The sequence below is a fragment of the Collinsella sp. TF11-5AC genome, assembly GCF_003436775.1.
Classification (GTDB): Bacteria; Actinomycetota; Coriobacteriia; order Coriobacteriales; family Coriobacteriaceae; genus Collinsella.
The window spans coordinates 1-24,172 of record NZ_QSQO01000004.1 but is presented as its reverse complement, the minus strand read 5'-3'; the positions used below and the strand labels follow the sequence as shown (position 1 = coordinate 24,172).

Here is a 24,172-nt window from a genome sequence, read left to right as displayed (position 1 = left end):
AATTAAAACCGCAGGTAGACGGCTTATCAAAAATCGAAAAATGCCGGTATGGATGGGGGTCTCCGAATCAGCCCCGTAATCCGGCATAGTTTTGAAATGGCACTAAAGTAGGCACAATCTAAATATCGATCCCAAGGCAAGTTGCGGTGGAATAGTTCCTGGATGCCGGGGTTTTGGCGGAAATCAGGAACTATTTCACCGCAATTGAGGAGGGGCGGGGTGGATGGCGGGGTAGCTAAAAGAGCCCCGTCCCAAATTAACTGCTTAGGCAGGGTCGATGTCCATGCTGGCGATGAGGTCGGTACCGGTGTCTAGGAGGTTGGGGAGGACTACATCGCTCATGCGGATGGGGGCTTTGACCTCTAGGCCGCGGATGAGGTCCATCGCCTGGGCGTGGAGTTCGAGCGGGATGGTTTCGGCCGTGCGCACGGGCAGCAGCGCCTCGTCGCCGCCGGATACGGCCACGGTCGTGGTAAGCACGCGCATGGGACAGGTGAGCTCCTGATGTGCAAACTTATCACCGCGCGGGCAGCTGTTGCCGGTTACGGAGCGTACCTCTACCACGGCGCCGTCTGCGCTGCGCTCGACCTCCACGGTCAGGAGGCACTCGGATGGGCAAGTGGTGCAGTTGAACTGCAGCGTCTCGATTGTATTCGTGCTCATAGTCTATGCCTCCTCGACGGGATCGACGGATAGGACAATCTCGCTGGCACCCAGGTTGAGCGCTTGTTTGATGACCTTTGCCGGCAGCGGGAAGCTTTCCATAACGCTCGGCATAAACGCGCGGACCTTGCCTGCAAGCAGTTCCTCGTCGCCTGCCAGAATACGCACGCGGGCGGCGTCGACCGGTCGGCGCACGCGGAAGTTCAGGTTGGTGAGCGCCGCAGCCGTAATGCGTCCCGGCAGTGCGTATCCCGCAATGCCAGCAGGGGAGACGGTGAGCTCGCAGTCCGGAACGGCGCCCGCGCCGGTTCCCAGCGCGTACGCCGCCGCAGCTGCGCCAGCTCTCTCGGACTCACACGTTACGTTGTCGGCCAGGTCGTGCACGTGCAGCACGTTGCCGCAGGCAAAGATGCCCGGCACGCCCGTCTGCAAGCTCTGGTCCACCACGGCGCCGCGCGTACGTGGGTCCAGCTCCACGCCTGCGGCAACCGAAAGCTCGTTCTCGGGAATCAGCCCCACCGAAAGCAGCAGTGTGTCGCACGGAACGATGCGCTCGGTCCCGGGAATGGGTGCAAGATGCTCGTCGACTTGGCTCACCTCGACAGCCTCCACGCGATCGTGTCCAATCACGCGCGTGACCGTGGTCGACAGATGCAGCGGAATGCCAAAGTCGTCCAGGCAGTTCTTGACGTTGCGGCGCAGGCCGTTGGCGTACGGCATGAGCTCGTACACGCCCTCGACCGAAATCCCCTCGAGCGTGCAACGGCGCGCCATGATCAGCCCGATGTCACCCGAGCCCAAAATGACGGCGCGCGAGCCGGGTTTAAGGTTTTCGATATTGATGTATCGCTGCGCCAGGCCCGCCGTAAACACACCGGCGGGACGACTGCCGGGGATCTTGATCTCGCTGCGGGTGCGCTCACGGCAACCCATGGCAAGGACGACCGCGCGCCCGGTGAGCTGCAACATGCCGGCGGGGCTCATGAGCGTGACGGTATGGACCTCGGTGTCTTCTGCAGGCTCGCCTGAATCAATCCCAAGCACCATGCTGCCCAAGAACAGCGCAATGTCGGTTGCGTGCACCTGGTCGATAAAGCGCTGCGCGTACTCGGGACCGGTGAGCTCCTGTTTAAAGTGCGACAGGCCAAAGCCGGGGTGGATGCACTGGCGGAGGATTCCGCCCAGGTGCTGTTCGCGCTCCACGATGGCCACGCGTGCTCCGGCCTTATGCGCGGCCAGCGCTGCAGCCATGCCGGCGGGGCCTCCTCCGATGACGACCACGTCGAAGGCCTGCGTTGCTACCGACGCTATGGTTCCGGCCTCTGCGCGTTTGTTGCGCATATCAAACGTCGCCATTCTAGCGCACCCCCTTCAGTGGTCCCTCGACCAGCCAAGATCCAGCATCTTCCAACAGCACTTCGCTGGGGTCGCAGCCCAGCTCGCGGGCAAGGATCGCAACCACGCGGCTCTGGCAAAAGCCGCTCTGGCACCGACCCATGCCCGCACGGCAGCGCCGCTTGACGCCCTCGACCGAAACCGCACCCGGGCGGCGTCGAATCGCGGCCACGATCTCGGCCTCGGGCACTGTCTCGCAGCGGCAGACGATCTGCCCCCATGCAGGGTCGGACTCAATGAGCTCCTCCTTGCGTGCAAGCGGCGCGAGGTCAAAGTCGTCCTGCGCGCGGCGGATCGGGTTCCAATCGGCACGTTCGCGCAGGGCTACGCCGGAATTGCGCAGTACCTGCTCCATGCGCTCGGCAATGGCCGGTGCGCTCGCCACGCCCGGCGACTGGATGCCCGCCGCCTGGAATAGCCCCGGCACCACGGCCGACTGCCCAATAAAAAAGTCGTTTGTACCCTGAATGACCGGGCGCCCGCCGGCGAACGCGCGCACCACGCGGCGCGTGTCCAGATCGGGCACCAGCTTGCGCGCACCGGTCAGGAGCGCGTTGATATCGGTCGCGTAGGTCTGTGTATCGCCCGGCTCGCGCACGGCGGCGGTCGCGGTAATCACGGTGTTGCCGTGTACGGTACCCGTGACGATAACGCCCTTGGACACCGGCGTGGGAACGGGGTAGAGTGGCATCAGCGCGCGCGGTTCTTTGTCCAGCACCACGATGTTGCCCTGGCGCCAGACCATCTGGAACTCCTCGGCGCCCGCCATATTCGAGATGTCCGCGGCGCCGTTGCCCGCGGCGTTGATCAGGTAACGGCAGCGCACGTTGCCAGCTGGGGTCGCCAGCGTAAAGTGCGCGTCGTCGCCCGACCCCGCGACTTCAATCACCTCCACGGGTGCGGAGCGCATAAACGTCACCCCGTTGGCCACGGCGTTCTCCAGTGCGGCGATGGCAACCTCAAACGGGTCGACAAACCCAGTCGAGGGACACCACAACGCGCACGTTGCATCGGCACTGGCGCGCGGCTCTAATTCGTGGATGCGGTCGGGTCCGACGATTGACAGCTCGGGTACCCCGTTGGCCAGGCCATTCTGGCGCAGCTTTTCCAGATGCGCGCGGTCCTCGTCGTTAAAGCTCAACACCATCGACCCGGTGCGGCGGAACAGAAAGTCCAGCTCCTGCGCCCACGTACCGTACAACTCGCAGCCACGGGCGTTGACCTGCGCCTTTACCGTGCCCGGCACCGGATCGTAGCCGGCGTGCACTAGGCCGCCGTTGGCCTTCGACGCACCCAGCGCAATATCGTTCGCCGCCTCGACTACGCAAATGGACAGTTCAAATCGCGCGAGCTGCCGCGCGATGGCGCATCCGGTAATGCCCGCGCCCACAATCGCGATATCAAACGTTTCTGCCACGGTGCCTCCCAGACGAGTTGACAGGCTGTCAATAAGACTATCCTACGGTCTGCACACTCCCAGCGCGGCGGCAATGCGGTGAACAGCCCCGCAACACCCGCCAACGGCAGGCGAGGGGAGACCCGGCACGGATGTTGGCCTCGTCTGCCGACAGCTACGGCAACCGTTCGTCTCGATCTGTAACAGTTAGACGAGGATTTGGGTTCTAGATGTTACAGATCGAGACAAACTTTCAGGCGGATTTTGAATGTCTCGATTTGTAACAGTAAGAGGGGTTTTGGGGCCCAAGATGTTACAGATCGAGATTGAAGTCGGGGAGGGACCCCTGTGTCTCGATCTGTAACATCTAGACCCGGATTCCGCTCCCACCTGTTACAGATTGAGATGTTTGTGTCCGCACCAGCCCCGCGCCTAGCCGTGGTCCCATATAAACAAACCCCGTGGTAAACTTGACCGGACTGTTAATATTCCGAAAGGTACCCGTAATGTCCAAGTACATCTCCGAGCTCATGTCGCCGCAGCTTATGGGCGTCGTCTATGCCTTTGTCGGCTTTATCATCGCCCTGTATGTGCTGTCGGTCGTCTATGTGTTCATCGACGCTCGCCGCCGCGGCGCCAGCGCCTACGTGGCATGGGGCATCATCGCCCTTATCCCGTTTGTAGGCCTCATTGCCTACCTGGTCCTGCGCCCGCACTCCTACGCGTCCGACCGCGAGGAGCAGGAGCTGGACATGGCCCTGCGCGAGCGCCAGCTTGCCCAGTACGGCACCTGCCCGCAGTGCGGCGCGCCCATCGAGAAGGACTTCGTCGTCTGCCCGGTGTGCGACACCCAGGTTCGCAACGTATGCCCCAGCTGCCATCGCCCGCTCGATGCGCACTGGAAGGTCTGCCCCTACTGCCGAACTCGCATTCAGTAACGCATCCATCGCCGGGCCGGCCGCAAGCCACGGACACGCTGTAAGCCACGCGCGCCCCGCAGTCCCACCCCACACGATGAAGCATGCGTAGAAAATCGCCCGCCGTGCCATTAAGGTGCGGCGGGCGCTTGTATACCAAGGCAACCTGCCTATAATGATGCAAGTTAAAACGCCGAGCGCATCGCACGCACTTGCATCAGGCATCCGAGAGGAGAAAACATACCCATGAAGGCACTCTACAATGACGGTTCGGTGGCCGAGCTTCCGCAGGACGAGGTCACGCACGTCATCCGTCACTCCGCCGCGCACATCATGGCGCAGGCCATCAAGCGCCTGTACCCCGAGGCCGACTTTGCCTACGGTCCTGCGACCGACAACGGCTTCTACTACGACGTCGACCTGCCCGAGGGCGTCAAGATCAGCGAGGACGACTTCCCCGCGATCGAGGCCGAGATGAAAAAGATCGTCAAGGAGAACCTCAAGTTCACCGTGTACGAGAAGCCCCGCGCCGAGGCCATCGCCCTTATGGAGGAGCGCGGCGAGAAGTACAAGGTCGAGCACATCGGCGACCTGGACGACGACGCCCGCATTACCTTCTACCAGCAGGGTGACTACATCGACATGTGCGTCGGCCCCCACATTTGCTACACCAAGGCGCTGAAGGCCTTTAAGCTCACCGGCGTCTCGGGCGCTTACTGGAAGGGCGACAAGGACAACAAGATGCTCACCCGCATCAACGGCGTCGCCTTTGCCACCAAGGAAGAGCTCGACGAGCACATGCACATGCTGGAGGAGGCCAAGAAGCGCGATCACCGCAAGATCGGCCGCGAGATGGACCTCTTTATGATGCGCGACGAGGCCCCCGGCTTCCCGTTCTTCCTGCCCAACGGCATGATCCTTAAGAACACGCTGCTGGACTACTGGCGCGAGATCCACCACAAGGCCGGCTACGTGGAGATCTCCACGCCGCTCATCATGAACAAGCAGCTGTGGAAGACCAGTGGCCACTGGGACCACTACAAGGACAACATGTACTCCACCGTCATTGACGACGAAGAGTACTGCATTAAGCCCATGAACTGCCCGGGCGGCGTGCTGGTGTACGCCTCCAAGCCGCACTCCTACCGCGAGCTGCCCATCCGTGCCGGCGAGATTGGCCTGGTGCATCGCCACGAGCTGCGCGGCGCCCTGCACGGCCTGTTCCGCGTGCGCTGCTTTAACCAAGATGACGCCCACCTGTTTGTGCGCCCCGACCAGCTGACCGACGAGATCGTGGGCGTGGTCAACCTCATCGACTCCGTGTACCAGAAGTTTGGCTTTAAGTACCACGTTGAGCTTTCCACCCGCCCCGAGGACTCCATGGGTTCGGACGAGGACTGGGCGCGCGCCGAGGAGGGCCTGCGTACCGCTCTGGAGAAGCTGGGTATGGACTACGAGGTCAACGAGGGCGACGGCGCCTTCTACGGCCCCAAGATCGACTTCCACCTGGAGGATTCGCTCGGCCGTACTTGGCAGTGCGGTACCGTGCAGCTTGACTTCCAGATGCCGCTCAACTTTGACCTGGAGTACGTGGACGCCGACGGAACCAAGAAGCGCCCCATCATGCTGCACCGCGTGTGCTTTGGCTCCATCGAGCGCTTCATCGGTATTCTGATCGAGCACTTTGCGGGCAAGTTCCCCACCTGGCTCGCCCCCGTGCAGGTCAAGGCGCTTCCCGTCTCTGAGAAGAGCCGCGACTACGCCCACGAGGTGTGCGCCAAGCTGGAGGAGGCCGGCATTCGCGTGGTCTGCGACGACCGCGACGAGAAGATCGGCTACAAGATCCGCGAGGCCCGCAGCATCGACCGCGTGCCCTACATGCTCATCCTGGGCGAGAAGGAGGTCGAGGGCGGCAACATCTCCGTCCGCGATCGCTCCAACGAGACCGTTCAGATGAGCGTTGACGAGTTTGTTGCCAAGGTGACCGAGGAGATCAAGACTCGCGCCTAGCACAAACCATACAAGAATTAACAAAGGCGATCGTCCTCGCGGGCGGTCGCCTTTTTTGTTATCTATAGAAGAAAAGCCGCTGGTTAGGGCGGCTTTTTTTGTTGTGCAAAAAGGTACAGGTTTTTGTAGAGGCGTATGGAGATGTGTCCGTTCGCGCTGCAATTTGTGTAATCTGGGAAAAAGTGAGCAGTTTGCTCGTATAATGAGCAACGTCGAAAGATACAAAAACCTGTACTTTTGCGACTGCGCCTAGCTGCGAGCGAGAAGCCTGTTCTAAACGCCCTTGCATTTGCGTGCATCGCAAATCCAAAAGAGGCGGCGAGAGATGGAACAGACAATGCGGCGCCAAGAGCAGCTGCCCGGTGCCTTTAGCGGCGCCACCACCAACAGCCAGCACGGCCGCGTCCGCTGGTATCTGGTCCACACTCCCAACGGTAAAGAGCGCGAGACCTGCGAAAAGGTCCGCCGCATTATCCCGCACAAGCTGATGCAGGACGCTTTTGTGATGCAAAAGGAGTTCTGGTTTAAGCGGGACGGCGCCTGGTCGCTCCAAACCAAACCCATGTACAAGGAATACTTCTTCGTCGCCACGCGCGATGCCGCTCTGCTCGATAAGGCTTTGGCCCACTTGAGCTTTGGCTGCCGCATTGCCGGCAGTAGGGAGCGGGCCTATGCGCCCATGCCGGACGATGCGCAGGACTGGTACCGCAGCGTGCTCGACGACAACGGCGTGGTGCGCAACAGCGTCGCCCGAATAGAAGACGGCGTGCTGCACATAGAGCAGGGTCCCTTGGTGGGGCAAGAGGCCCGCGTTAAAAAGATCGACCGTCATAAACGCTGGTGCCTGGTAGACGTTAGCGAGGGTGACTCCGCATTTAGGGAGCTGCTACCGCTTGACGTTCCCAGCAAAACGTAAGGGAGACGTTGCACCAGCAATTCATTTGGTTTTTGGATTCATAGATGGGGGGGGTTCCTGGGGACAGGAACGTGAGTTTTATTGTGGCTGCTAAAGAAGTAACAGAGAATAATGCGCCTGCGGGGGCCGCGCTGATTGCGCAGGCCATGGACCGGCGCGAGGGCGCTGGTCGCTACAAGGCCATGCAATCCATCATGGACTGGGACCGCTCGCGCCTGGCCTACCGGGCCGTCAAGCGCACGTTCGACATCGCGTTCAGCGGCTGCGTGTTGGCCGTCATCGCCGTACCCAGCCTTGTGCTCGCCGCGGCCATCCGCCTGGAGAGCGAGGGCAATCCCTTTTACAGCCAGATTCGCGTTGGCCAGACCTACCCCGACGGCAGCCTGTCAACCTTCCGCATGTGGAAGTTCCGCTCCATGTACAAGGACGCCGACGAGCGCCTCGCCGAGCTCAAGGAGCAAAACGAGATCGCCGGCGCCATGTTCAAAATGAAGAATGACCCGCGCGTCACCAAGATCGGAAAGTTCATCCGCAAGCACTCCATCGACGAGTTCCCGCAGTTCCTGAACGTTTTCCTGGGCCAGATGTCCGTCGTGGGCCCCAGACCGCCGCTGCCGAATGAGGTGGCGGAGTACACCGAGTACGACCTGCAGCGCCTGGCCGTGAAGCCGGGTATCACCGGCTGGTGGCAGGTGACCGATCGCAATGACACTGATTTTGACGGGATGGTTCGCCGCGACCTTGAGTACATCGCCAAGCGCGGCGTCATTACCGATCTCAAGATCGTTCTTCTCACTGTTGTTGAGGTGTTTACCGGTGGCGGAGCGAGCTAGTCATTCTGCTGCCAATTGAATGTTCGGCTATTTTGAAAGTAGATTGTTTTGTTGAATACGGAAATCTTCGAAAAGTATCAGCGATGGATGGAATGCTGCAATCATTGTGAAGACTTGCAGGGTCTATCCGAAAACGACATTAAGGACTCTTTCTTTCGCGAGTTGTCTTTCGGCACCGGCGGCCTACGCGGCAAGCTCGGACTCGGTCCCAACCGGCTTAATGTCTATACCGTCGGTAAGGCCACGCAAGGTCTTGCCGATTACTTGAATAACTCTTTTGATAGGCCGTCTGTTGCGCTTTGCCGGGATACGCGTCACGGTTCCGAGGAGTTTGTGCGTCGGGTGGCTGAGGTGCTCGCAGGCAACGGCATTAAATCCTATCTGTTTGAGCGCGTCGAGCCCACGCCCGCATTGAGTTTCGCCGTCCGCGAGTTGAATTGCTCGGCCGGCGTCAACATCACCGCTTCGCACAACCCCGCGGCATACAACGGCTATAAGGTCTACGGCGCCGACGGCTGCCAGATTACCGTCGAGGCGGCGGAGGCCATCCAGGCGGCCATCGACCCCGTCGACTGCTTCGATGGCGTAAAAGCGATGGCGTTCGATAGAGCTCTGGATGAGGGGCTGGTGCAGTGGGTTCCCGAGAGAGTTCTTGACCGTTACATAGAGGAGACGCTCGAGGTCTCCACGGGCGAGGACTGCTCGGCGCTCCGCATCGTCTACACCCCGCTCCACGGCGTCGGCCTGGAGTGCGTGTCCCGAGTGCTCGAGGGAATCGGCGTGGCCGATGTTGTGACCGTCGACGAGCAGTGCGTGCACGACGGCGACTTCACGACCTGCTCGTATCCCAACCCCGAGGTGCGCGAGGCGCTGAAACTCGGGCTTGAGTACTGCGACAGGGTGAAGCCCGACCTGCTCCTGGCGACCGACCCGGATACCGACCGCGTCGGCATCGCCGTTCCGCATGCCGGGGAATACAGGCTGCTCACCGGCAACGAGGTGGGCTTGCTCCTGCTCGACTTCCTCGCCTCCAAGGCGGACGGGTCCGATGCGGACATGGGTCGCGAGGTCGCCTGCACCACCATCGTCTCCGCGCCCATGGCAGACGACGTCGCGCGTGCCCGCGGCCTCGAGCTGCGCCGCACGCTCACCGGCTTCAAGTTCATCGGCGAGCAGGTCGGCGTGCTGGAGTCCGAGGGGCGCGAGGACGACTTCCTCATGGGCTTCGAGGAGTCCTACGGTTATCTCGCGGGCACCTCCGTGCGCGATAAGGACGCCGTGGTCGCCTCCATGCTCATCTGCGAGCTCGCTGCCCACTGGAAGAAGAGGGGGATGGACCTCTACGAGGCCATGGAGCGCCTCTATGAGGAATACGGCTACTGGTCGAGCGCTCTGCTCGGTCAGGCATACGAGGGACCCGAGGGCGCGTCCGACATGTCCGCGATGATGTCCGGTCTTCGAGATCACGCTCCGGCGCAGATCGGCGCCACCGCCGTCGCGGAGCGCATCGACTACGCCCAGGGCGCGCCGATGCCCGTCGTCAACCCGTCCGACGAGCCCCAGCGCCTTCCCGAGGCGGACGTCCTCGAGTTCAGGCTCGCCGACGGCTCGCGCGTCCTGTTCCGTCCCAGCGGCACCGAGCCCAAGGCCAAGGCCTACGTGTTCGCGAAGGGCGCCGACCGCTCCGAGTCCGAGGCCAAGCTCGCCGCGCTGGTCGCGGACGCCAAGTCAATCTTGGGAGGAACCCGATAATGATCCACCTCGTCCTGCTCTCCGGCGGCTCGGGCACGCGCCTGTGGCCGCTCTCCAACAGCACCCGCTCCAAGCAGTTCCTCAAGGTTCTGCGCGATGCGGACGGCAACCACGTCTCCATGGTCCAGCGCGTCTTCGGACAGATCGGCGCCGTCGACGCCGACATCGATATAACCATCGCCACCTGCGCGAGCCAGGAGGAGTCCATCCGCCGCCAGGTGGAGGGCGGCTACGCGCTGGTGCTCGAGCCTGAGCGCCGCGACACCGCCCCGGCCATCATGCTCGCGTGTGCGCATCTCGCGCTCGAGCAGGGTGCCGGCGAGGGCGACACCGTCATCGTCATGCCCATCGACAGCTACGCGGACCAGGCGTACTACGACAGCGTCGTCAAGCTCGACGAGGCCGTCCAGTCGGATTTCGCCGAGCTCGTCCTCATGGGCGTGGAGCCCACCTACCCCAGCGGCAAGTACGGCTACATCGTGCCTGCGACGGGTGAGGGCTGGCCCCGCCGAGTCGAGCGCTTCACCGAGAAGCCCGACGAGGGGACCGCACGGGAACTCATCTCCCAAGGGGCCCTCTGGAACTGCGGCGTGTTCGCGTTCAGGCTCGGCTGGCTCACCGGCCTCACCGCCAGGTACCTGTCCTGCGGCATCTTCGATGAGTTCCGCTCCCGCTATGCGGAGCTGCCCAAGAACTCCTTCGACTACGAGGTCGTGGAGAGGGCGTCGTCCATCGGCGCGGTCTCCTACGCGGGCGAGTGGAAGGACCTGGGCACCTGGAACACGCTAACCGACGAGATGGCGGAGTACACCTCCGGCCGCGTCGTGGTCGATTCTAAGACGTGCAAGAACGTTCACGTTATCAATGAGACCGGTTTTCCGATGGTCGTCGCAGGCATCTCCGATTCGGTTGTCGTAGCGACGCCCGACGGCATTCTCGTCTCCGGCAAGGAGGCGTCGGCCAACATCAAGTCTGAGGTCAACGCCGTCGCGGAGAGCCGCCCCATGTACGAGCAGCGCTCCTGGGGCGAGTACCGCGTCATTGACAGCAGTGTCTTCCCCGACGGGGCCAAGGCACTGACCAAGGAGCTGATCATCCGTGAGGGTGGCCAGCTCGACTACCAGCGCCATATGAACCGCGGAGAGGTCTGGACAGTCATCTCCGGCACTGGCGAGGTTGTGTTGGACGGTCTGGTGCAGCAGGTGCGCGCGGGCTCCGTCGTTCAGATTCCCGCGACCACGCCGCATTCTGCGCGGGCACTTTGTGGGGACCTGCATGTAATCGAGGTCCAGCACGGCGAGACGCTTGTTAAAGAGGACATTGAGCGTTTAGGCGCTTTTTGGAATTAGTTCACAGTTGAAAGGGATTTTGAGATGAAGAAGGCACTTATCACTGGCATTACTGGTCAAGATGGCAGCTATCTTGCCGAGTTGCTTTTGGACAAGGGCTATGAGGTGCACGGAATTGTCCGTCGCTCCTCGGTTCACACCACGAACAGGATTGATCATCTGCTATCAGAAGGCTCCATCATCCTTCATGATGGTGACTTAACGGACTCTAGCTCCATTATTCGAATTGTGGGCGAAGTTCGTCCTGACGAGATTTATAACCTCGCCGCCCAGTCCCATGTTGGTGTTTCATTTGACGCGGCCGAGTACACCGGTGACTGCGACGCATTGGGCGTGCTGCGCATCCTTGAAGCTGTCCATATGCTGGGCATGGATCAGTCCTGCAGGATTTACCAAGCTTCGACGAGCGAGCTGTATGGTAAGGTCGAAGAGGTTCCCCAGAACGAGAACACCCCTTTCCATCCGTACAGCCCGTATGCGGTCGCCAAGCAGTACGGCTTTTGGATGATGAAGGAGTACCGCGAGGCCTACGGCATGTTTGCGGTCAACGGAATCCTCTTCAATCACGAGTCCGAGCGCCGTGGCGAGAACTTCGTAACACGCAAAATTACTCTAGCGGCCGCCCGTATCGCCAAGGGACTCCAGGACCATCTTGAGCTCGGCAACCTAGACTCCCTCCGCGATTGGGGATATGCGAAGGACTACGTGGAGTGCATGTGGCTCATCATGCAGCAGGATGAGCCCGATGACTACGTTATTGCCACGGGTGTGCAGCACTCCGTGCGCGAGTTCACGGAGTGGTCCTTTAAGCACGCCGGCATCGACCTCCGCTGGGAGGGCGAGGGCTTGGAGGAGAAGGGCTATGACAAGGCGAGCGGCAAGATGCTCGTCTGTGTCAATCCCGACTTCTATCGCCCGACCGATGTCGTCAACCTGTGGGGCGATCCTATTAAGGCAAAGACGGTCCTTGGTTGGGACCCCCAAAAGACCAGCTGCGAGGAGCTTTGTCGCATCATGGTAGAGCACGATCTTGAGATCGCCGAGCGAGAAGCGAAGCTGGCCTAATGGGGAGGCGCGTTCTCATCTTCGGCGTTAACGGGTTTGTGGGCACTTTTCTTGTTCACGAACTTGTTTCTGCGGGCTATAAGGTCATAGGCTCTGATTTGCATGAAAAATGTATAATTTCGGAAGTTTCTGCATATTATCCCTGTGACCTTTCGGATGCGAGAGGCGTTTTGTCCCTCGTATCCGAGTCTAACGCCGACTACATCGTAAACCTCGCTGCTATAAGTTCTGTGGGGCAGAGCTGGAGAGCCCCTGCGCTTACAATGCGTATAAACGTTGAAGGTGCTCTGAATATCATGGAGGCGGCGCGCGCTCAGGAAACTAGTGTGCGTGTGCTGCTTGTCGGATCATCGGAGGAGTACGCGCCCAAAGACGGACCACTTTGTGAGAGCGATTCTACGATTGCCAATAATCCTTACGGAATATCCAAAGCTACCCAGGAATGTTTTGCTGCACTCTATGCAAAAGAATTTGGTCTCGGGGTTTGTCTCACGCGTTCATTTAACCATACTGGCCCTGGGCAAAACCCGGCGTTTGTTCTCCCAAGCTGGTGTAGACAGGCTGCCGAAATCGAGAAATCAGCTAAACCCGGCAGGGTGACTGTGGGAAATATTAGCGTGGCGCGAGATTTTAGTGATGTCCGTGATGTTGTGCGCGCATATCGTCTGATTATGGAAAGCGGACGTGCTGGTGAGGTATATAACGTCGGAAGTGGGCGTGCGCTACCTCTGTGCGACTTGTTGGAAACCATCAAAAGCTTTTGTCGTCAACCTATTGAGGTTGAAATCGATACCGCTCTTATTCGACCGAATGACACAGCGAGCATTTGCTGTGATTATTCAAAAATCAATGAGGAGTTGGGCTGGAAACCAAAAAGGAAGATCGAGGATACGCTGCGAGAAATGTACGACGGTTTCGTTGTTGCCTAATGAGATAATTGGAAATAGGAAGATGACAAAAAGGAAAAAAGTCCTTTTCTTTACGGATCGTATTTTTTGGCCTGCCAACGATGGGCATAAGGTTGTTTTGACAAATTATTGTAAGGGGCTCGTTTCAGAGTACGATTGCGATGTCCATGTCCTCTCATTCTTGGAAGCAGGCCAAGACGAGCAGTCGGTTTTGTCGCGCCCCGATTTTATTTCAAGTGTTGCGCTTGCCAATAAACCTGACAAGAAAACGATTGTGAAAAATCTTACAACGGCTCTTGCAAAGGGTGTTTGCGGGGGGCCTATTCAGTGTGCCCTATTCAAGTCCAAAGCAGTAGCTAAACAACTTAGGGACCTTACGGTTAAGCTGAAGCCCTCTCACGTTTTCATTGATTTACCTCGACTTTCTCCATATATTGATGCCATTTCGGACCTACCTTGTAAAAAAGTGCTGTACATGGAGGATTCGTTTTCCGTACGTTACCAACGGCAACTTAATAGTCTGAACACACTTAATAAAACTGGCGGTGTTGCTGGCAAGTACACTGCCAACTTTAAGGGCGGGGTGGCGAAACTTGCGTCTAATTCCACGCTTCAGAAGTTTGTTCTTGGAACTGAATCTGCTCGCATGCGCAGGCTGGAACATGATGCTCCCAAACAATTTGATTACGTTGTTCTCGTCTCTCCAGTTGAGGCGGAGCGACTGACTGCTGAAACAGGTAATAGCAATATCATTGCAGTTCCTTTGGGCGTAGATTGCCCGTTCTACACGTCCGGCCCAGAGCCTTCTCCCCGACCTGGTGTTGTTTCGTTCCTTGGTGATATGCGCGCGGCTGCGAATGCGGATTCCCTTCGTTATATCGCAGATGAGGTGCTTCCGCTTATAGGGCCTGATGTGATGCTTGAGGTTGTCGGAACTGCCAGCGAAGACCTTATTGACGAGTTTAAGAGTAACAATCAGATCAGGTTTTTAGGTAGGGTTGAAGATACTCGTGCTGCCCTTCGATCTACAAGTGTCTTCTTGGCACCCATTGCATACGGAACCGGAATCAAGACAAAGATTCTTGAAGCAATGGCAATTGGCGTGCCCATAGTAACGAACGCTATCGGTAATGAAGGTATTGGCCTTATTGATTGCGTTGATGCTTTTGTTGCCGATGGCGCTACGGGACAAGCCGCTGCGGTACGAAGGCTTCTTGATGATAAGGACCTTGCTATACGTTTGGCCTCATCTGCTCGTCGGAAGGCGATTGAAATATTCGACTGGCAAAAGTCTCTTGAAAACTTCAGCTACTTGGGGTTTGAGAGTTCTGAAGATGCGAAGGGGGATGCAAATGTCGCTTAAGCTATTGATTGATGATGGAATGCAGATTTCCCTTGGGACTGGAATCGGGAAATACAGCCAGTATCTCTATGAGGCGCTTTCGAGGCGTGATGATATCGACGTCGATCTAATTTCGTGGAAGCCGGCGAGTTCCAGTCGCAAGTCAAATAGATTTGACTACCTTAAATACGTTAATTCCGGCGAGTTTTATCAGCTTGCCGGAAAGTATGATGCTGTCTTATTTACAAATTATGCCATACCGTATAGAAGGCTTCCCTGCAAGGTCGTTTGCTGCATTCCAGATATGGTCTCGTTCCTTCATCCCGATACTCTTCCCACGGCGTATCGTTATTACAATCGAGCGATGATACGCAATAGCGTGAAGAAATCCGATCTTGTTCTTACGATTTCCGAATCGGTAAAGAAGGAGATAGCTGATTTCTTTCCGGGCTACTCATCAAAGATTGCCTACACTTGGCTTGGTCTCTATGAAGGCATCCATAAAGATTTTTGTCCTGACCCCTATGAAAATGCAACTCTATCTTTGCTTACACCTCAGAAGTTCTTTCTGTTCGTAAGTACGATTGAAAAGCGGAAGAACGTCGGGCTTGTTCTCGATGCGTTCCTTAAGCTCAAAGAACATGAGCTTGCGAAAGACTACAAAATGGTTTTTGCTGGACGTCTCGGTTACGGCGGTGAAGAATTCATCGCCAAAGCGCGTGAGTCAAAATATGGCAACGATATCCTCTTCACCGGATACGTAAGTGATTCAGATTTGAATAGGCTTTATAACGAAGCTGCGGCTTTTGTTTTCCCGACTGTCTATGAGGGATTTGGATTTGCCCAGATTGAGTGCATGAGTGTTGGGCTTCCTATTATCTTGAGTGATATCCCGATCAATCGCGAGATCTCCAGAGATTATGGGCTGTTCTTTGATTTAAAAGATGAGGATTCGTTAATCGGGCGCATGATCGATGTCGTCAATGGCGACGTTGATCGAAATAAGCTCTCTGAGATTGCAGAAAGATATTTGCCTGACTTTAACTGGGATGCGATTGCCGAACAGTATATGAATCTTATTAACATTGATTCAGTTAGGTAGGTACTTTATGCCTGTTTACTGCGGGGCATTTGCTCTATCTATTTTTTTGTCTATGCTTTTTTGTCGTAATAGAAGATCTAGCAGCAACAATCTTCTTTTATGGCTACCCGTACTCCCTATATTACTTGTATCTGTGTTTCGCTATGGCATTGGTACGGACTACCTCTGGGTCTATGACTATGGTTATCAGTCAGTGCTTCATGGACGCTCATGGAATTATTCTAGATTCGAACCTGGCTATCTTGCAATCAATTTTCTCGTGGGCTTCTTTCACGGAAGCTCTTTCTGGGTTTTTGCAATCATGGCTTTGATTTTTCATTATTTTATGTATAAGTTTATACTTGAATGGACTAATAACGTTGCATTTTCGTTATTATTGCTTTTTTTAAGTCAGGTATGGCTCTTTTCGTTGAGTGGCATTCGACAAGCAGCTGCTCTTGCGATTGTTGCTTTTGCGATTCGTTTTGCTGCAAGTAGAGAACCAGCACGTTACTTTGTATTAATTTCACTTGCGGCCAGCTTGCACTTCACTGCGCTTGTTTATTTTCCACTATATTTCTTATTTAGAAGAAAGTATTCGCAAGTAACCGTTCTCTTTCTTTCCGTAATTTTATTTGCGCTTGGGTTTGTGGCGCCCTCTTTTCTTAAGACTGTTGCGAACGTATTCGGTCGCGGTGATTATTTCGCTAGCAGTTACTTTAAGAATCGTATTTATTACGTTGAATTTTTTGTTACGCTTCTCGTTGCATCGATAACTCTCTTTCTTCAGTGTAAGAGTCCTGATTTTGATTCAAGATATCGTGTTTTGATAAACGCCGCAATTTTTGCTCTTTTTTCAGCATCTTGTTCAGCTGCAATTCCCAATGCAGAGCGTTTTGATTTGTATTTCACCGTTGCTTATATCGTTTTAATTCCAATCCTGTGTATGTATTGCAAAACACAGTTGCTATCGCTGGGTCTTGCAGTCTTTTTGTCACTTATTCTTGGATCGCGCCTGGTTTATGACACTTATTTTAGCGGTGATAGTAATGGAGTCGCTGAGTATAGGTGTATTTTGATTGAAGATGGTGGTCGTCACTTATGAGGCTTCTTATCGCTAATGAGCTATATGAATGCGGTGGTGCCGAAAATGTCTTTAGGGATGAAGTCCAGCTTTGTTTGAATGCTGGTTTTGATGTAAGAACAATTACATTTGACCCTAATTTCATTAAGTCTGAATTCCCAGATCATCATAACTATCCCATTGACGGGGGGAGCGCTTGGAAACTGCGTATTCGCCTGTTTGGCGACAGCGCGCTTAGGAGTGATCTTCTACAACTCATTGAGGATTTTCAGCCTGAGGTTATCCATGTGCATAACGCGGTTAACAGTATGCTTTCTATTTGCAGTGCTATTAGTGCATATCGTGCTAGGCATCCATCAGTTACTAGCCTGCAGACTTTGCATGACTATGGTGTGGTCTGTCCAAGGTCGTGGTGCATTCACGATGATGGATCAGTATGCTCGGGTTATTGCGCTGAGAATTGTTTCGGTGATAAATGCTGTCTTAACTTTCAAGATAAGCTAAAGCGATTGTTAATGAATAGGATAAACTCTGCTCGACGCCATGCATTCGATAGGCTGGTGTCGCCCAGTGAGTTCTTGGTTACGACCTGTGCTGCGAACAACATCGCTGCGGACTGCGTTCGCAATCCCTTTAAAGCGCCACAGGTGTCGTGTCTGTCGTTTAGTGAACGCGATGATGTCATTGTTTATGTTGGCGCCGTTGCAGAACGAAAAGGCTGTACGAATCTTATCAAAGCATGGAAATCCTCTGACTTAGCTCGGGCAGGATGGCGCCTTCGGATTATTGGATCTGTTGAGAGGGATTACGAGGAGACATTTACCTCTCTACTGGAGGATGCGAACGGAATCAACGTTCTTGGCAAACTATCTCGCGAGGAAACTTTGGAGGAAATTGTCAAGGCAAAGTATCTTATTGCTCCTTCCCTCTGGATCGAGAACTATCCGACCACTGTTCTTGAGGCTCTTGCCTGCGGTACTGTTTGCTTGGGTTCTAATCGAGGAGGCATACCAGAGCTGATTGGAAAGGACGGGATCTTATTCAACCCCTTGTCCGTGCCAGCCATCACGAAAGTGCTAAACGAGTGTCTCATTATTAATCGGGTGATATGGGAATCCTGGTCCAAGAGCGGAGTTAAGCGCGTCAGACGAGAAAACGATCCTCAGGTTTACCTGGGCTCTTTATTTGGGACTGAATTCAAAGATGGAGAATAATGGTTAACGAGCATCGAAAAACCTTCTTGAAAAATTCCGCAGCGCAGTATGCCTTGCAACTTGCAAAGTACATCCTTCCTTTTGTAACTTTGCCCTATTTGACCAGAGTTCTCGGTGTTGAGGGATATGCTGTACGTGCCTATGTTTTGGCTGTGATGTCTTTTGCCCAGTTGCTTCTTGAGTTTGGCTTTAACCTTCATGGCGCTAAACTTGTTGCCGGATTTAAAGATGATGTGGAACGCGTTGAAAAGACAATTGGTAGCATTCTGGCTTCAAAGCTAGTGCTTCAGATCATCGGTTTCCCAATCATCTTCGGTATGTGTGTCGCTATTCCACTTATGGGCGAAAACATTCCGTTTACTTTTCTGTGCTATCTGAGCATCTGTTTTTCTGTTCTCATGCCGGATTTTATTTTTATGGCATATGAAAAACTTGGTATTTTGACTTCACGCTATGTCATTTCAAAGCTTCTTGCGACTGTACTCACGTTTGCTCTCGTTAAGGGCCCAAATGACCTTTGGCTTGTCGGTTTGCTTGATGTCATTTCCGCATTTGTTGCGCTTGTCCTATCTTTTGCCTCACTTTCACGAGATTTCGGACTGGTCATCGGAATGCCAAGCCTGCAGTCTATTTGGGCTTCCATTAAAGGATCTGCTCTTTATTTCTTGTCAAATGTTTCAGGGACCATTATGTCTTCTGCGACGACAATCGCTGTGGGGCTTTGGATTTCCGATTCTGCGGTAGTTTCTTATTGGAGCCTTGGTATGACTGTTGCAAATGCCGTAAACGCGCTCTATACGCCTCTGACCAACGCTCTTTACCCACATATGATTAATGAATATGACCAAAAGCTCGCGAGAAGGATGTTGATGCTGGCGACCCCAGTCGCACTGTTTATCGCTGCAGTGGTCTTCTTCCTTTCTGACCAGATCATGCTTCTTCTGGGAGGCATTGATTATGTGGCGGGTTCATACGTTATTGCTTGTCTTGCCCCTCTATTCTTCTTTGGTTTTCCTGTCATTCTTCTTGGTTGGCCTCTGCTTGGTGCAGCAGGCTATGTTGAAGAGATGACTCGAACTTCATTGACTGCAACCGTATTGCTTCTTCTTGGCCTCGGGGCTCTTTATATAATTGGAGCCTTCGGCATTGTCGCGGTTGCAACGCTTCGTTGTTTCTGTGAGTTTGTTTTACTTGCATTTAGGGCCATTTATGTCTGTAAATACAATCTGCTTGGAAGCGATCCCATTAAAAGGGGGTCTAAATGAATATATTAATTAGACTTAGAAATCTAAAGAATTCACTCCAGACAAAGATTCGAATTGCTATTTGGAGTCTTGAGTATCCTGGGCGAGTTGAGTTCGGGGACTGTGTTTCCTCACGTGACGTTATGAGGCTGAGGCTGGGCCCCGAAGGTTCGTTGGTTGTTGGTGACGGCACCTTTTTTAATAACGGTTGTTCTCTCAACTGTATGAAAAGGATAGAGATTGGCAGAAACTGTTTATTTGGCGAAAACGTGACTGTCTACGATCATAATCACCGTTTTTCTGGTTTTTCTCGGCTGGCAGAACAGGGATACAAAAGTGCTTCTATCAAAATTGGGGATAACTGCTGGCTGGGCACCAACGTTGTTGTGCTCAAGGGAGTGACGATTGGAGATGGCTGCGTTGTGGGGGCAAATGTTGTCGTTGCAAGAGATATTCCCCCTGACAGTATCGTGACGCAGAGTCGTGACCTGAACATCGCTCCGATAATCCGTACAAATTGAAGGGACGCGTATTGTGCCTAAAATTGATGTTATTACATTACATGCTGTAAAAAACTACGGTTCAGTACTTCAGACATTTGCTACTCAGGAAAAGCTGAGGCAGCTTGGGTGTGAGGTCGAAGTCATCGATTATTGGCGAGCCGACAATCTTGATGAGAATCTATTGTCGCTACATGCTAACAATCATTCTTTCCCACTAAATATTATTGCGCGACCGATACTGTATCCGACGGTCAAAAGATGGGAAACAGTGTTCAACGGCTTTCTTGACCGTCGTATCAGTCTGACACACAAGAGATATCTTTCTAATGATGAGCTGCTTGAGGATCTTCCTGTTGCGGATGCTTATTGCACCGGTAGCGATCAAACTTGGAATTCTACGCTCAATGGGGGTATTCTGCCAGCCTACTATCTCGACTTCGTTCCGAACGATAAGCCTAAGTTTTCTTATGCGGCAAGCATCGGGAATACGAGCGTTGATGATAGTGAAGCGAGTTATTTAGCTGACAAGCTCAGTCGCTATGACATGATTTCTGTTCGCGAGCAGAGCGCCGTTGACTTGCTCGCGAGCCTTGGGATTAAAGCGCAGCGCGTTCTCGATCCAACACTTGCAATGGGGAAAGAATTCTGGTCCGATTTCGCCGATGAAAAACTTGTCGGTGAAGAAGGCTACGTACTTCTTTATCGCTTGCATCCTGACCGTGTGATCGACGGCTTTGCTTCTGAATTTGCGAGGAGCCGTGGACTTAAGTTGAGGCGCGTTTGCCTTCGCTATGATCAGGTACGCGAGGGCGGTTCCCCTGTTTTTATTCCAGAAGTCGAGGAGCTTGTCGGTCTTATTAAGGGTGCCAGCATGGTCATTACTGACTCTTTTCATGTGACTGCATTCTCTACGATGTTGGAACGTAACTTTGCGGTTTATTGCAGAGGCAATTTTAATACTCGAATTGACAATCTTTTGGGTATATGCGGCCTTCGAGATAGGTGGCTTTCTGTGGAATCGAGAGACCGTCTGCTTTTAGAAGACGTTGTTTATGATGGCGTAGCGGAAAAGCTGGCTGCCGCGAGATGTGATACTGACAAGTTTCTTAAGAAGGCCGTTTCATTGACGGGGGTTGGTGGCCGATGAATACCCGTTCCGAATCCTCCTCGTTCGCTTCATTGCTTAATGCGCCATTACGAGTTATCGCGCTTCGTAATACTGATGACGCGAGTATTGCCTCTTCCGCCTCTGGCGGCGCTTTTGTCGTTCTTGCGCATGCAATGCTCAACAGGGGGGGAGTTGTGTTTGGTGCGGCTCTTCTTAAATCTGGTAGGGTTGAGCACGTCTGTGCAAAGAACGTTTCAGAATTGCGCGCTTTGCAAGGTTCGAAATACGTTCGCAGCGATGTAGCGGATACCTATGGAGAATGCTATGACTACCTGAGCAGAGGCGTGGATGTCCTGTATTCCGGCACGCCCTGTCAGATTGCGGCGCTGAGGTCCTATTTGAAAAAAAGAAATGTAACCAATCTGCCGGGCTCCCTTGTCTGTGTCGACTTGATTTGTCACGGCACCCCTGGACAAGAGATTTTCAAAGCGTACATCAGCTGGCTTTCAGCAATTGAGCGGACGGATGACGGCATCCACGGCTATGAGTTTAGAAATAAGCTAATGGGATGGGGGCTCTACTACTACTACTACTACTACCGATCTGGTAAACGGCATGAGAAGCTTGGGCAGGCAAGCGATGACCCCTACTACTCTGCGTTTGCAAAGGGCATTATATATCGTAAATGTTGCTATAGTTGCCCCTTTGCTCGAATAGAGCGTGCCGGAGACTTTACAGTCGGTGACTTTTGGGGAATTGAGGATTGCCATCCGGATTTCTACGATGAGCGCGGAGTCTCAGCAGTGCTTATTAATTCGATAGAGGCGAATGAGTTTTTCAATGATTATTGCATTGATAAATGTGAATGGATTGATTCAACTGTTGAGAATGTGATTGCGCGGAATGGCAATCTGGCTGGACCGACCAAGCGATCTGAAGAGCAAGAACAACTTGCCAAAGAAGTAGAGAAAGCAGTTGCCGAAGGAGATTACGATAAGGCATTTGGGGTGCTTCTTAAGCCGCGGTTGAGTGTTACGGCGAGGATTCGTCGTCTTCTTCCGTGGAAGGCTGTACGCTTTCTATACACGCTAAGGCGATAATATGTATACGGTCACTTTGGGATGGCTGGATATCCTGTGAGTATTTCTTCGTTTGCGCGCTGCTGAATAGCACGAAACGATACCGTTAATTTGACGCTTAGGCACTGAGACCGCCATGGACTCGGTGCCTTTTGCTGATGGCAGGATTGTGGTGTTGCCGTATGATTGCCTCGTCCGTATCGACCTTGCCTGCAATCCCGTCTATGGCCGAATCCGTTTAATCTTCGCCACCAAGCCTCGGGTACTAGTCCTTTATGGTGTGCGCGTTGAAGACGGTCTAGGCTGTGTCGTGTCTGCGCCCATTGTCTCAGCTGGCTTCGGCCTGAACATTGTGTCTGGCCTTCCTATCAACTAACTATCTGTCTCTGTGGCCTCCTATGCGGTTGTTAGTGACTTCAGCACAAGGCTGTCCTTCACCTCCGTGAAATCGCAGCAGTACGATGCGTGACGATGATGACGGTACGGCCGAGATTTCGCATGCGATCCAGCATTTCTCGCTCGGTCTTGGGGTCGAGGGCCGCTGTACATTTATCGAGCAGAAGCACGGGGGAGCCGGAGTAGACCGCACGCGCAACGGTAAGGCGTTGCTCCGGGTCTCTGTACCAGTTGTCGCTGGTGTCGTCCCAGGTTAGGTCCATCTGGCACCATTTGCTGTCGATCTTTACGGCGTTCCAGGTGTGGCCGTTGCCGGTGATGCGGCCGTTGGCGATGCCCGCGGCGTCAAGGAGCTTGGAGTAGATGCGCTGGTAGCTCTCGCAGGTGCCCTGGTGGCGCGTGAGGCCGCTTTCGGCCGAGCACCAGTTGAGGCTGTGGTCGTACTCCAGCTGGTCGAGCGTCCAGTCGTGGAGCCACAGCGCCATGTTGTATTCCGAGCCGTTTGTCTCTTGCCTGCACAGGTCCACGGCGTCGTTGACGATCTGCGTGACGCTCGGGTGGGCGGCGTCGTTTACGGTCACCTCCGCCGTGGTGCGCAGGTAGTAGATCCCCTTGTCGTTTTGGGGGTCGTATCTGTCGTTGTCCATGAAGTAGAAGTAGATGCGGTACGTGCCCGATGCCGTGAAGTCAAAGGTGAAGTCGTGGCCCGTGGTGCCCAGACTGTAGTAGCTGGCCCATGCCTGGCGCGACGGGTCGCAGACGCTTTCCTGGCTGCCGCCGTCCCAATAGGTGGGCACGTCCATGCGCGCCTTGGCCTGGGACGAGCCGTTGGCCTGGGTTACGTGGAAGGTCGTCGCGGTGCCCGCGGGGGCGTCGATTCACGAGACGGTGAAGGTGACGCCGTTTTGGCTTGCCGTGGCGGAGTGTGCGTAGCCGGTTTGTGACGTGGCGGAGATGGCCTCGGGCGTGGGGTTGGTCTGGGCGAGGAGGGATGGGGCGGGGGCTGTGGTGGCCGTGCCGGTTGCGGCGGCGGTGTCGGGCGTGGCGGTGTCTGTGGCGTTGGCGTCCGCGGGGTCGGTCTGACTGGTGCCGGTGGATGTTGCGGTGCTGTCCTCTGCGGTATCTGCTGCCGCGATTGTGTTGGTGTTGTCTTCGGCCTTGCTTGTGTCGCTGTTCGTGGCGGCGTCGGCTTGCGTCTGCTGCTCGGCGGTTTCTTGAGGCTGAATCGCCTCCGCAATGGCCGCCATAGGCATCGTCGCGCCGACCATGGACGTGCACGCGATCGCGCAGAGCAGGTAGTAAAGGGGTCGTTTCATAGCGGAGCCTCTCGGTGAGCAGCCAATAGGGTCCGAAGGCAGCTCCAGGCCGGCACTCCGCACATATTTAGTTGGGGTTTTATTTTACGGGAACCCCAGTCAACATCAGCGATCTTTCTGGGGAATGTTGGGGAAGGGTACCGTCAAGATTCTTTTGCAAATTGATTTTGCTGTCCTCGACCCCGTCCTCTTCTAGCCCTCCGCCTTTCCCTTCAGTTCGTCCATCTCCTCCAGCTTCGACATATTCAGGCACCTCCTCTTGCCCCACTCGCGCTCCGCCACGTACTTCAGCCTCGCCGTCACCAGCATGAGGGCCGAGCTGCCGTCCGGGAAGGTCCCGACGACCCTCGTCCTCCTCCTGATCTCGCGGTTGATACGCTCGATCCCGTTGTTCGTCCTGATCCGGCTCAGCACACTCGCTCCCTGAGCTTGAGATTGTCACAATATCAGGTTTTGGGGGAGGGTGAAGTTCGTCGTGAGAATCATATCAGGCCCGAGTCTGGTCTACGCCATGACGTATTACGACAGCTCGATTTCAGGCTGCCGTTTGACGAAAATTATTGGCTCTGTTAGACCAAATTTGACACGATCGGCTGTTCGT

Annotated in this window: 21 protein-coding genes and 1 pseudogene; 16 read left to right on the top strand and 6 right to left on the bottom strand. The window is 55.0% G+C overall.

Annotation, left to right across the window (positions count from 1 at the left end; all coding sequences use genetic code 11):
- Positions 1-264: 264 nt before the first annotated feature.
- The 3 genes from DXD16_RS03150 to DXD16_RS03140 are packed head-to-tail and all read right to left on the bottom strand — an operon-like array spanning position 265 to position 3,475.
- Positions 265-663 (bottom strand): DUF1667 domain-containing protein, encoded by a 399-nt coding sequence (locus DXD16_RS03150; protein ID WP_117655088.1) that lies wholly within the window; start codon positions 661-663, stop codon positions 265-267.
- Between the two features lie 3 nt (positions 664-666).
- A complete protein-coding gene (locus tag DXD16_RS03145) occupies positions 667-2,019 on the bottom strand; it encodes an NAD(P)/FAD-dependent oxidoreductase (RefSeq protein ID WP_117655087.1) in 1,353 nt (450 codons plus the stop codon).
- A 1-nt stretch (position 2,020) separates the two neighbouring features.
- Positions 2,021-3,475, bottom strand: coding sequence for an NAD(P)/FAD-dependent oxidoreductase (locus DXD16_RS03140; RefSeq protein ID WP_117655086.1), 1,455 nt, complete (start codon positions 3,473-3,475; stop codon positions 2,021-2,023).
- Between the two features lie 485 nt (positions 3,476-3,960).
- Here DXD16_RS03140 and DXD16_RS03135 point away from each other — a divergent pair, with 485 nt between their 5' ends.
- The 16 genes from DXD16_RS03135 to DXD16_RS03060 all read left to right on the top strand — a co-directional run bounded on the left by DXD16_RS03135 (position 3,961) and on the right by DXD16_RS03060 (position 21,880).
- Positions 3,961-4,392 (top strand): zinc ribbon domain-containing protein, encoded by a 432-nt coding sequence (locus tag DXD16_RS03135; RefSeq protein ID WP_055251579.1) that lies wholly within the window; start codon positions 3,961-3,963, stop codon positions 4,390-4,392.
- 225 nt (positions 4,393-4,617) lie between these two features.
- On the top strand, positions 4,618-6,381 hold the full coding sequence (gene thrS, locus DXD16_RS03130) for a threonine--tRNA ligase (protein ID WP_117655085.1): 1,764 nt from the start codon (positions 4,618-4,620) through the stop codon (positions 6,379-6,381).
- A gap of 325 nt (positions 6,382-6,706) precedes the next feature.
- The gene (locus DXD16_RS03125; RefSeq protein WP_147326444.1) at positions 6,707-7,297 is read left to right on the top strand and encodes a hypothetical protein; all 591 of its coding nucleotides are present in this window, start codon (positions 6,707-6,709) and stop codon (positions 7,295-7,297) included.
- Between the two features lie 71 nt (positions 7,298-7,368).
- On the top strand, positions 7,369-8,130 hold the full coding sequence (locus DXD16_RS03120) for a sugar transferase (RefSeq protein WP_233502591.1): 762 nt from the start codon (positions 7,369-7,371) through the stop codon (positions 8,128-8,130).
- Positions 8,131-8,217: 87 nt separating this feature from the next.
- Positions 8,218-9,882 carry a phospho-sugar mutase gene (locus tag DXD16_RS03115; RefSeq protein WP_117655083.1) on the top strand — a complete coding sequence of 555 codons (1,665 nt, stop codon included), beginning with the start codon at positions 8,218-8,220 and terminating at the stop codon, positions 9,880-9,882.
- Positions 9,882-11,231: a sugar phosphate nucleotidyltransferase gene (locus tag DXD16_RS03110; RefSeq protein ID WP_117655082.1), complete on the top strand. Its 1,350-nt coding sequence runs from the start codon at positions 9,882-9,884 to the stop codon at positions 11,229-11,231. Before DXD16_RS03115 ends, DXD16_RS03110 begins: the two co-directional genes overlap by 1 nt.
- A gap of 24 nt (positions 11,232-11,255) precedes the next feature.
- Positions 11,256-12,296, top strand: a complete 1,041-nt coding sequence (gene gmd / locus DXD16_RS03105; RefSeq protein ID WP_117655081.1) for a GDP-mannose 4,6-dehydratase — start codon at positions 11,256-11,258, stop codon at positions 12,294-12,296.
- Entirely contained in the window at positions 12,296-13,225 is a 930-nt protein-coding gene (locus DXD16_RS03100; protein WP_117655080.1) for a GDP-mannose 4,6-dehydratase, read from the top strand. The genes gmd and DXD16_RS03100 overlap by 1 nt, the downstream gene beginning before the upstream one ends.
- Before the next feature lie 22 nt (positions 13,226-13,247).
- On the top strand, positions 13,248-14,567 hold the full coding sequence (locus DXD16_RS03095) for a glycosyltransferase family 4 protein (protein WP_158551526.1): 1,320 nt from the start codon (positions 13,248-13,250) through the stop codon (positions 14,565-14,567).
- Entirely contained in the window at positions 14,557-15,648 is a 1,092-nt protein-coding gene (locus tag DXD16_RS03090) for a glycosyltransferase family 1 protein (RefSeq protein WP_158551524.1), read from the top strand. Before DXD16_RS03095 ends, DXD16_RS03090 begins: the two co-directional genes overlap by 11 nt.
- Positions 15,649-15,655: 7 nt before the next feature.
- Entirely contained in the window at positions 15,656-16,732 is a 1,077-nt protein-coding gene (locus DXD16_RS03085) for an EpsG family protein (protein ID WP_117655077.1), read from the top strand.
- Positions 16,729-17,925 (top strand): glycosyltransferase, encoded by a 1,197-nt coding sequence (locus tag DXD16_RS03080; RefSeq protein ID WP_117655076.1) that lies wholly within the window; start codon positions 16,729-16,731, stop codon positions 17,923-17,925. The genes DXD16_RS03085 and DXD16_RS03080 overlap by 4 nt, the downstream gene beginning before the upstream one ends.
- Positions 17,925-19,190, top strand: coding sequence for an oligosaccharide flippase family protein (locus tag DXD16_RS03075; RefSeq protein ID WP_117655075.1), 1,266 nt, complete (start codon positions 17,925-17,927; stop codon positions 19,188-19,190). Before DXD16_RS03080 ends, DXD16_RS03075 begins: the two co-directional genes overlap by 1 nt.
- The gene (locus tag DXD16_RS03070; protein WP_117655074.1) at positions 19,187-19,690 is read left to right on the top strand and encodes an acyltransferase; all 504 of its coding nucleotides are present in this window, start codon (positions 19,187-19,189) and stop codon (positions 19,688-19,690) included. The genes DXD16_RS03075 and DXD16_RS03070 overlap by 4 nt, the downstream gene beginning before the upstream one ends.
- A gap of 13 nt (positions 19,691-19,703) precedes the next feature.
- Entirely contained in the window at positions 19,704-20,819 is a 1,116-nt protein-coding gene (locus DXD16_RS03065) for a polysaccharide pyruvyl transferase family protein (RefSeq protein WP_158551520.1), read from the top strand.
- The gene (locus tag DXD16_RS03060; RefSeq protein WP_117655072.1) at positions 20,816-21,880 is read left to right on the top strand and encodes a Coenzyme F420 hydrogenase/dehydrogenase, beta subunit C-terminal domain; all 1,065 of its coding nucleotides are present in this window, start codon (positions 20,816-20,818) and stop codon (positions 21,878-21,880) included. The genes DXD16_RS03065 and DXD16_RS03060 overlap by 4 nt, the downstream gene beginning before the upstream one ends.
- A 413-nt stretch (positions 21,881-22,293) precedes the next feature.
- On the opposite strand, the gene DXD16_RS03055 is transcribed toward DXD16_RS03060, so the two are convergent.
- The 3 genes and pseudogenes from DXD16_RS03055 to DXD16_RS03045 all read right to left on the bottom strand — a co-directional run.
- Positions 22,294-23,058 (bottom strand): transglutaminase domain-containing protein, encoded by a 765-nt coding sequence (locus DXD16_RS03055; RefSeq protein ID WP_117655071.1) that lies wholly within the window; start codon positions 23,056-23,058, stop codon positions 22,294-22,296.
- Between the two features lie 75 nt (positions 23,059-23,133).
- Positions 23,134-23,571 (bottom strand): hypothetical protein, encoded by a 438-nt coding sequence (locus tag DXD16_RS03050; protein ID WP_117655070.1) that lies wholly within the window; start codon positions 23,569-23,571, stop codon positions 23,134-23,136.
- 192 nt (positions 23,572-23,763) lie between these two features.
- Positions 23,764-23,979 (bottom strand): annotated as a pseudogene (locus DXD16_RS03045) (transposase); the annotation flags it as partial.
- Positions 23,980-24,172 lie beyond the last annotated feature (193 nt).

Bases quoted from the DNA above. Each gene is read 5' to 3' on its own strand.
- DXD16_RS03075 (WP_117655075.1), top strand. From the start codon at position 17,925: ATGGTTAACGAGCATCGAAAAACCTTCTTGAAAAATTCCGCAGCGCAG.
- thrS (WP_117655085.1), top strand. From the start codon at position 4,618: ATGAAGGCACTCTACAATGACGGTTCGGTGGCCGAGCTTCCGCAGGAC.
- DXD16_RS03150 (WP_117655088.1), bottom strand. From the start codon at position 663: ATGAGCACGAATACAATCGAGACGCTGCAGTTCAACTGCACCACTTGC.
- DXD16_RS03095 (WP_158551526.1), top strand. From the start codon at position 13,248: ATGACAAAAAGGAAAAAAGTCCTTTTCTTTACGGATCGTATTTTTTGG.
- DXD16_RS03050 (WP_117655070.1), bottom strand. From the start codon at position 23,571: ATGAAACGACCCCTTTACTACCTGCTCTGCGCGATCGCGTGCACGTCC.
- DXD16_RS03085 (WP_117655077.1), top strand. From the start codon at position 15,656: ATGCCTGTTTACTGCGGGGCATTTGCTCTATCTATTTTTTTGTCTATG.
- DXD16_RS03135 (WP_055251579.1), top strand. From the start codon at position 3,961: ATGTCCAAGTACATCTCCGAGCTCATGTCGCCGCAGCTTATGGGCGTC.
- DXD16_RS03090 (WP_158551524.1), top strand. From the start codon at position 14,557: ATGTCGCTTAAGCTATTGATTGATGATGGAATGCAGATTTCCCTTGGG.
- DXD16_RS03110 (WP_117655082.1), top strand. From the start codon at position 9,882: ATGATCCACCTCGTCCTGCTCTCCGGCGGCTCGGGCACGCGCCTGTGG.
- DXD16_RS03060 (WP_117655072.1), top strand. From the start codon at position 20,816: ATGAATACCCGTTCCGAATCCTCCTCGTTCGCTTCATTGCTTAATGCG.
- gmd (WP_117655081.1), top strand. From the start codon at position 11,256: ATGAAGAAGGCACTTATCACTGGCATTACTGGTCAAGATGGCAGCTAT.
- DXD16_RS03115 (WP_117655083.1), top strand. From the start codon at position 8,218: ATGGAATGCTGCAATCATTGTGAAGACTTGCAGGGTCTATCCGAAAAC.
- DXD16_RS03070 (WP_117655074.1), top strand. From the start codon at position 19,187: ATGAATATATTAATTAGACTTAGAAATCTAAAGAATTCACTCCAGACA.
- DXD16_RS03100 (WP_117655080.1), top strand. From the start codon at position 12,296: ATGGGGAGGCGCGTTCTCATCTTCGGCGTTAACGGGTTTGTGGGCACT.
- DXD16_RS03080 (WP_117655076.1), top strand. From the start codon at position 16,729: ATGAGGCTTCTTATCGCTAATGAGCTATATGAATGCGGTGGTGCCGAA.
- DXD16_RS03145 (WP_117655087.1), bottom strand. From the start codon at position 2,019: ATGGCGACGTTTGATATGCGCAACAAACGCGCAGAGGCCGGAACCATA.
- DXD16_RS03055 (WP_117655071.1), bottom strand. From the start codon at position 23,058: ATGGACGTGCCCACCTATTGGGACGGCGGCAGCCAGGAAAGCGTCTGC.
- DXD16_RS03125 (WP_147326444.1), top strand. From the start codon at position 6,707: ATGGAACAGACAATGCGGCGCCAAGAGCAGCTGCCCGGTGCCTTTAGC.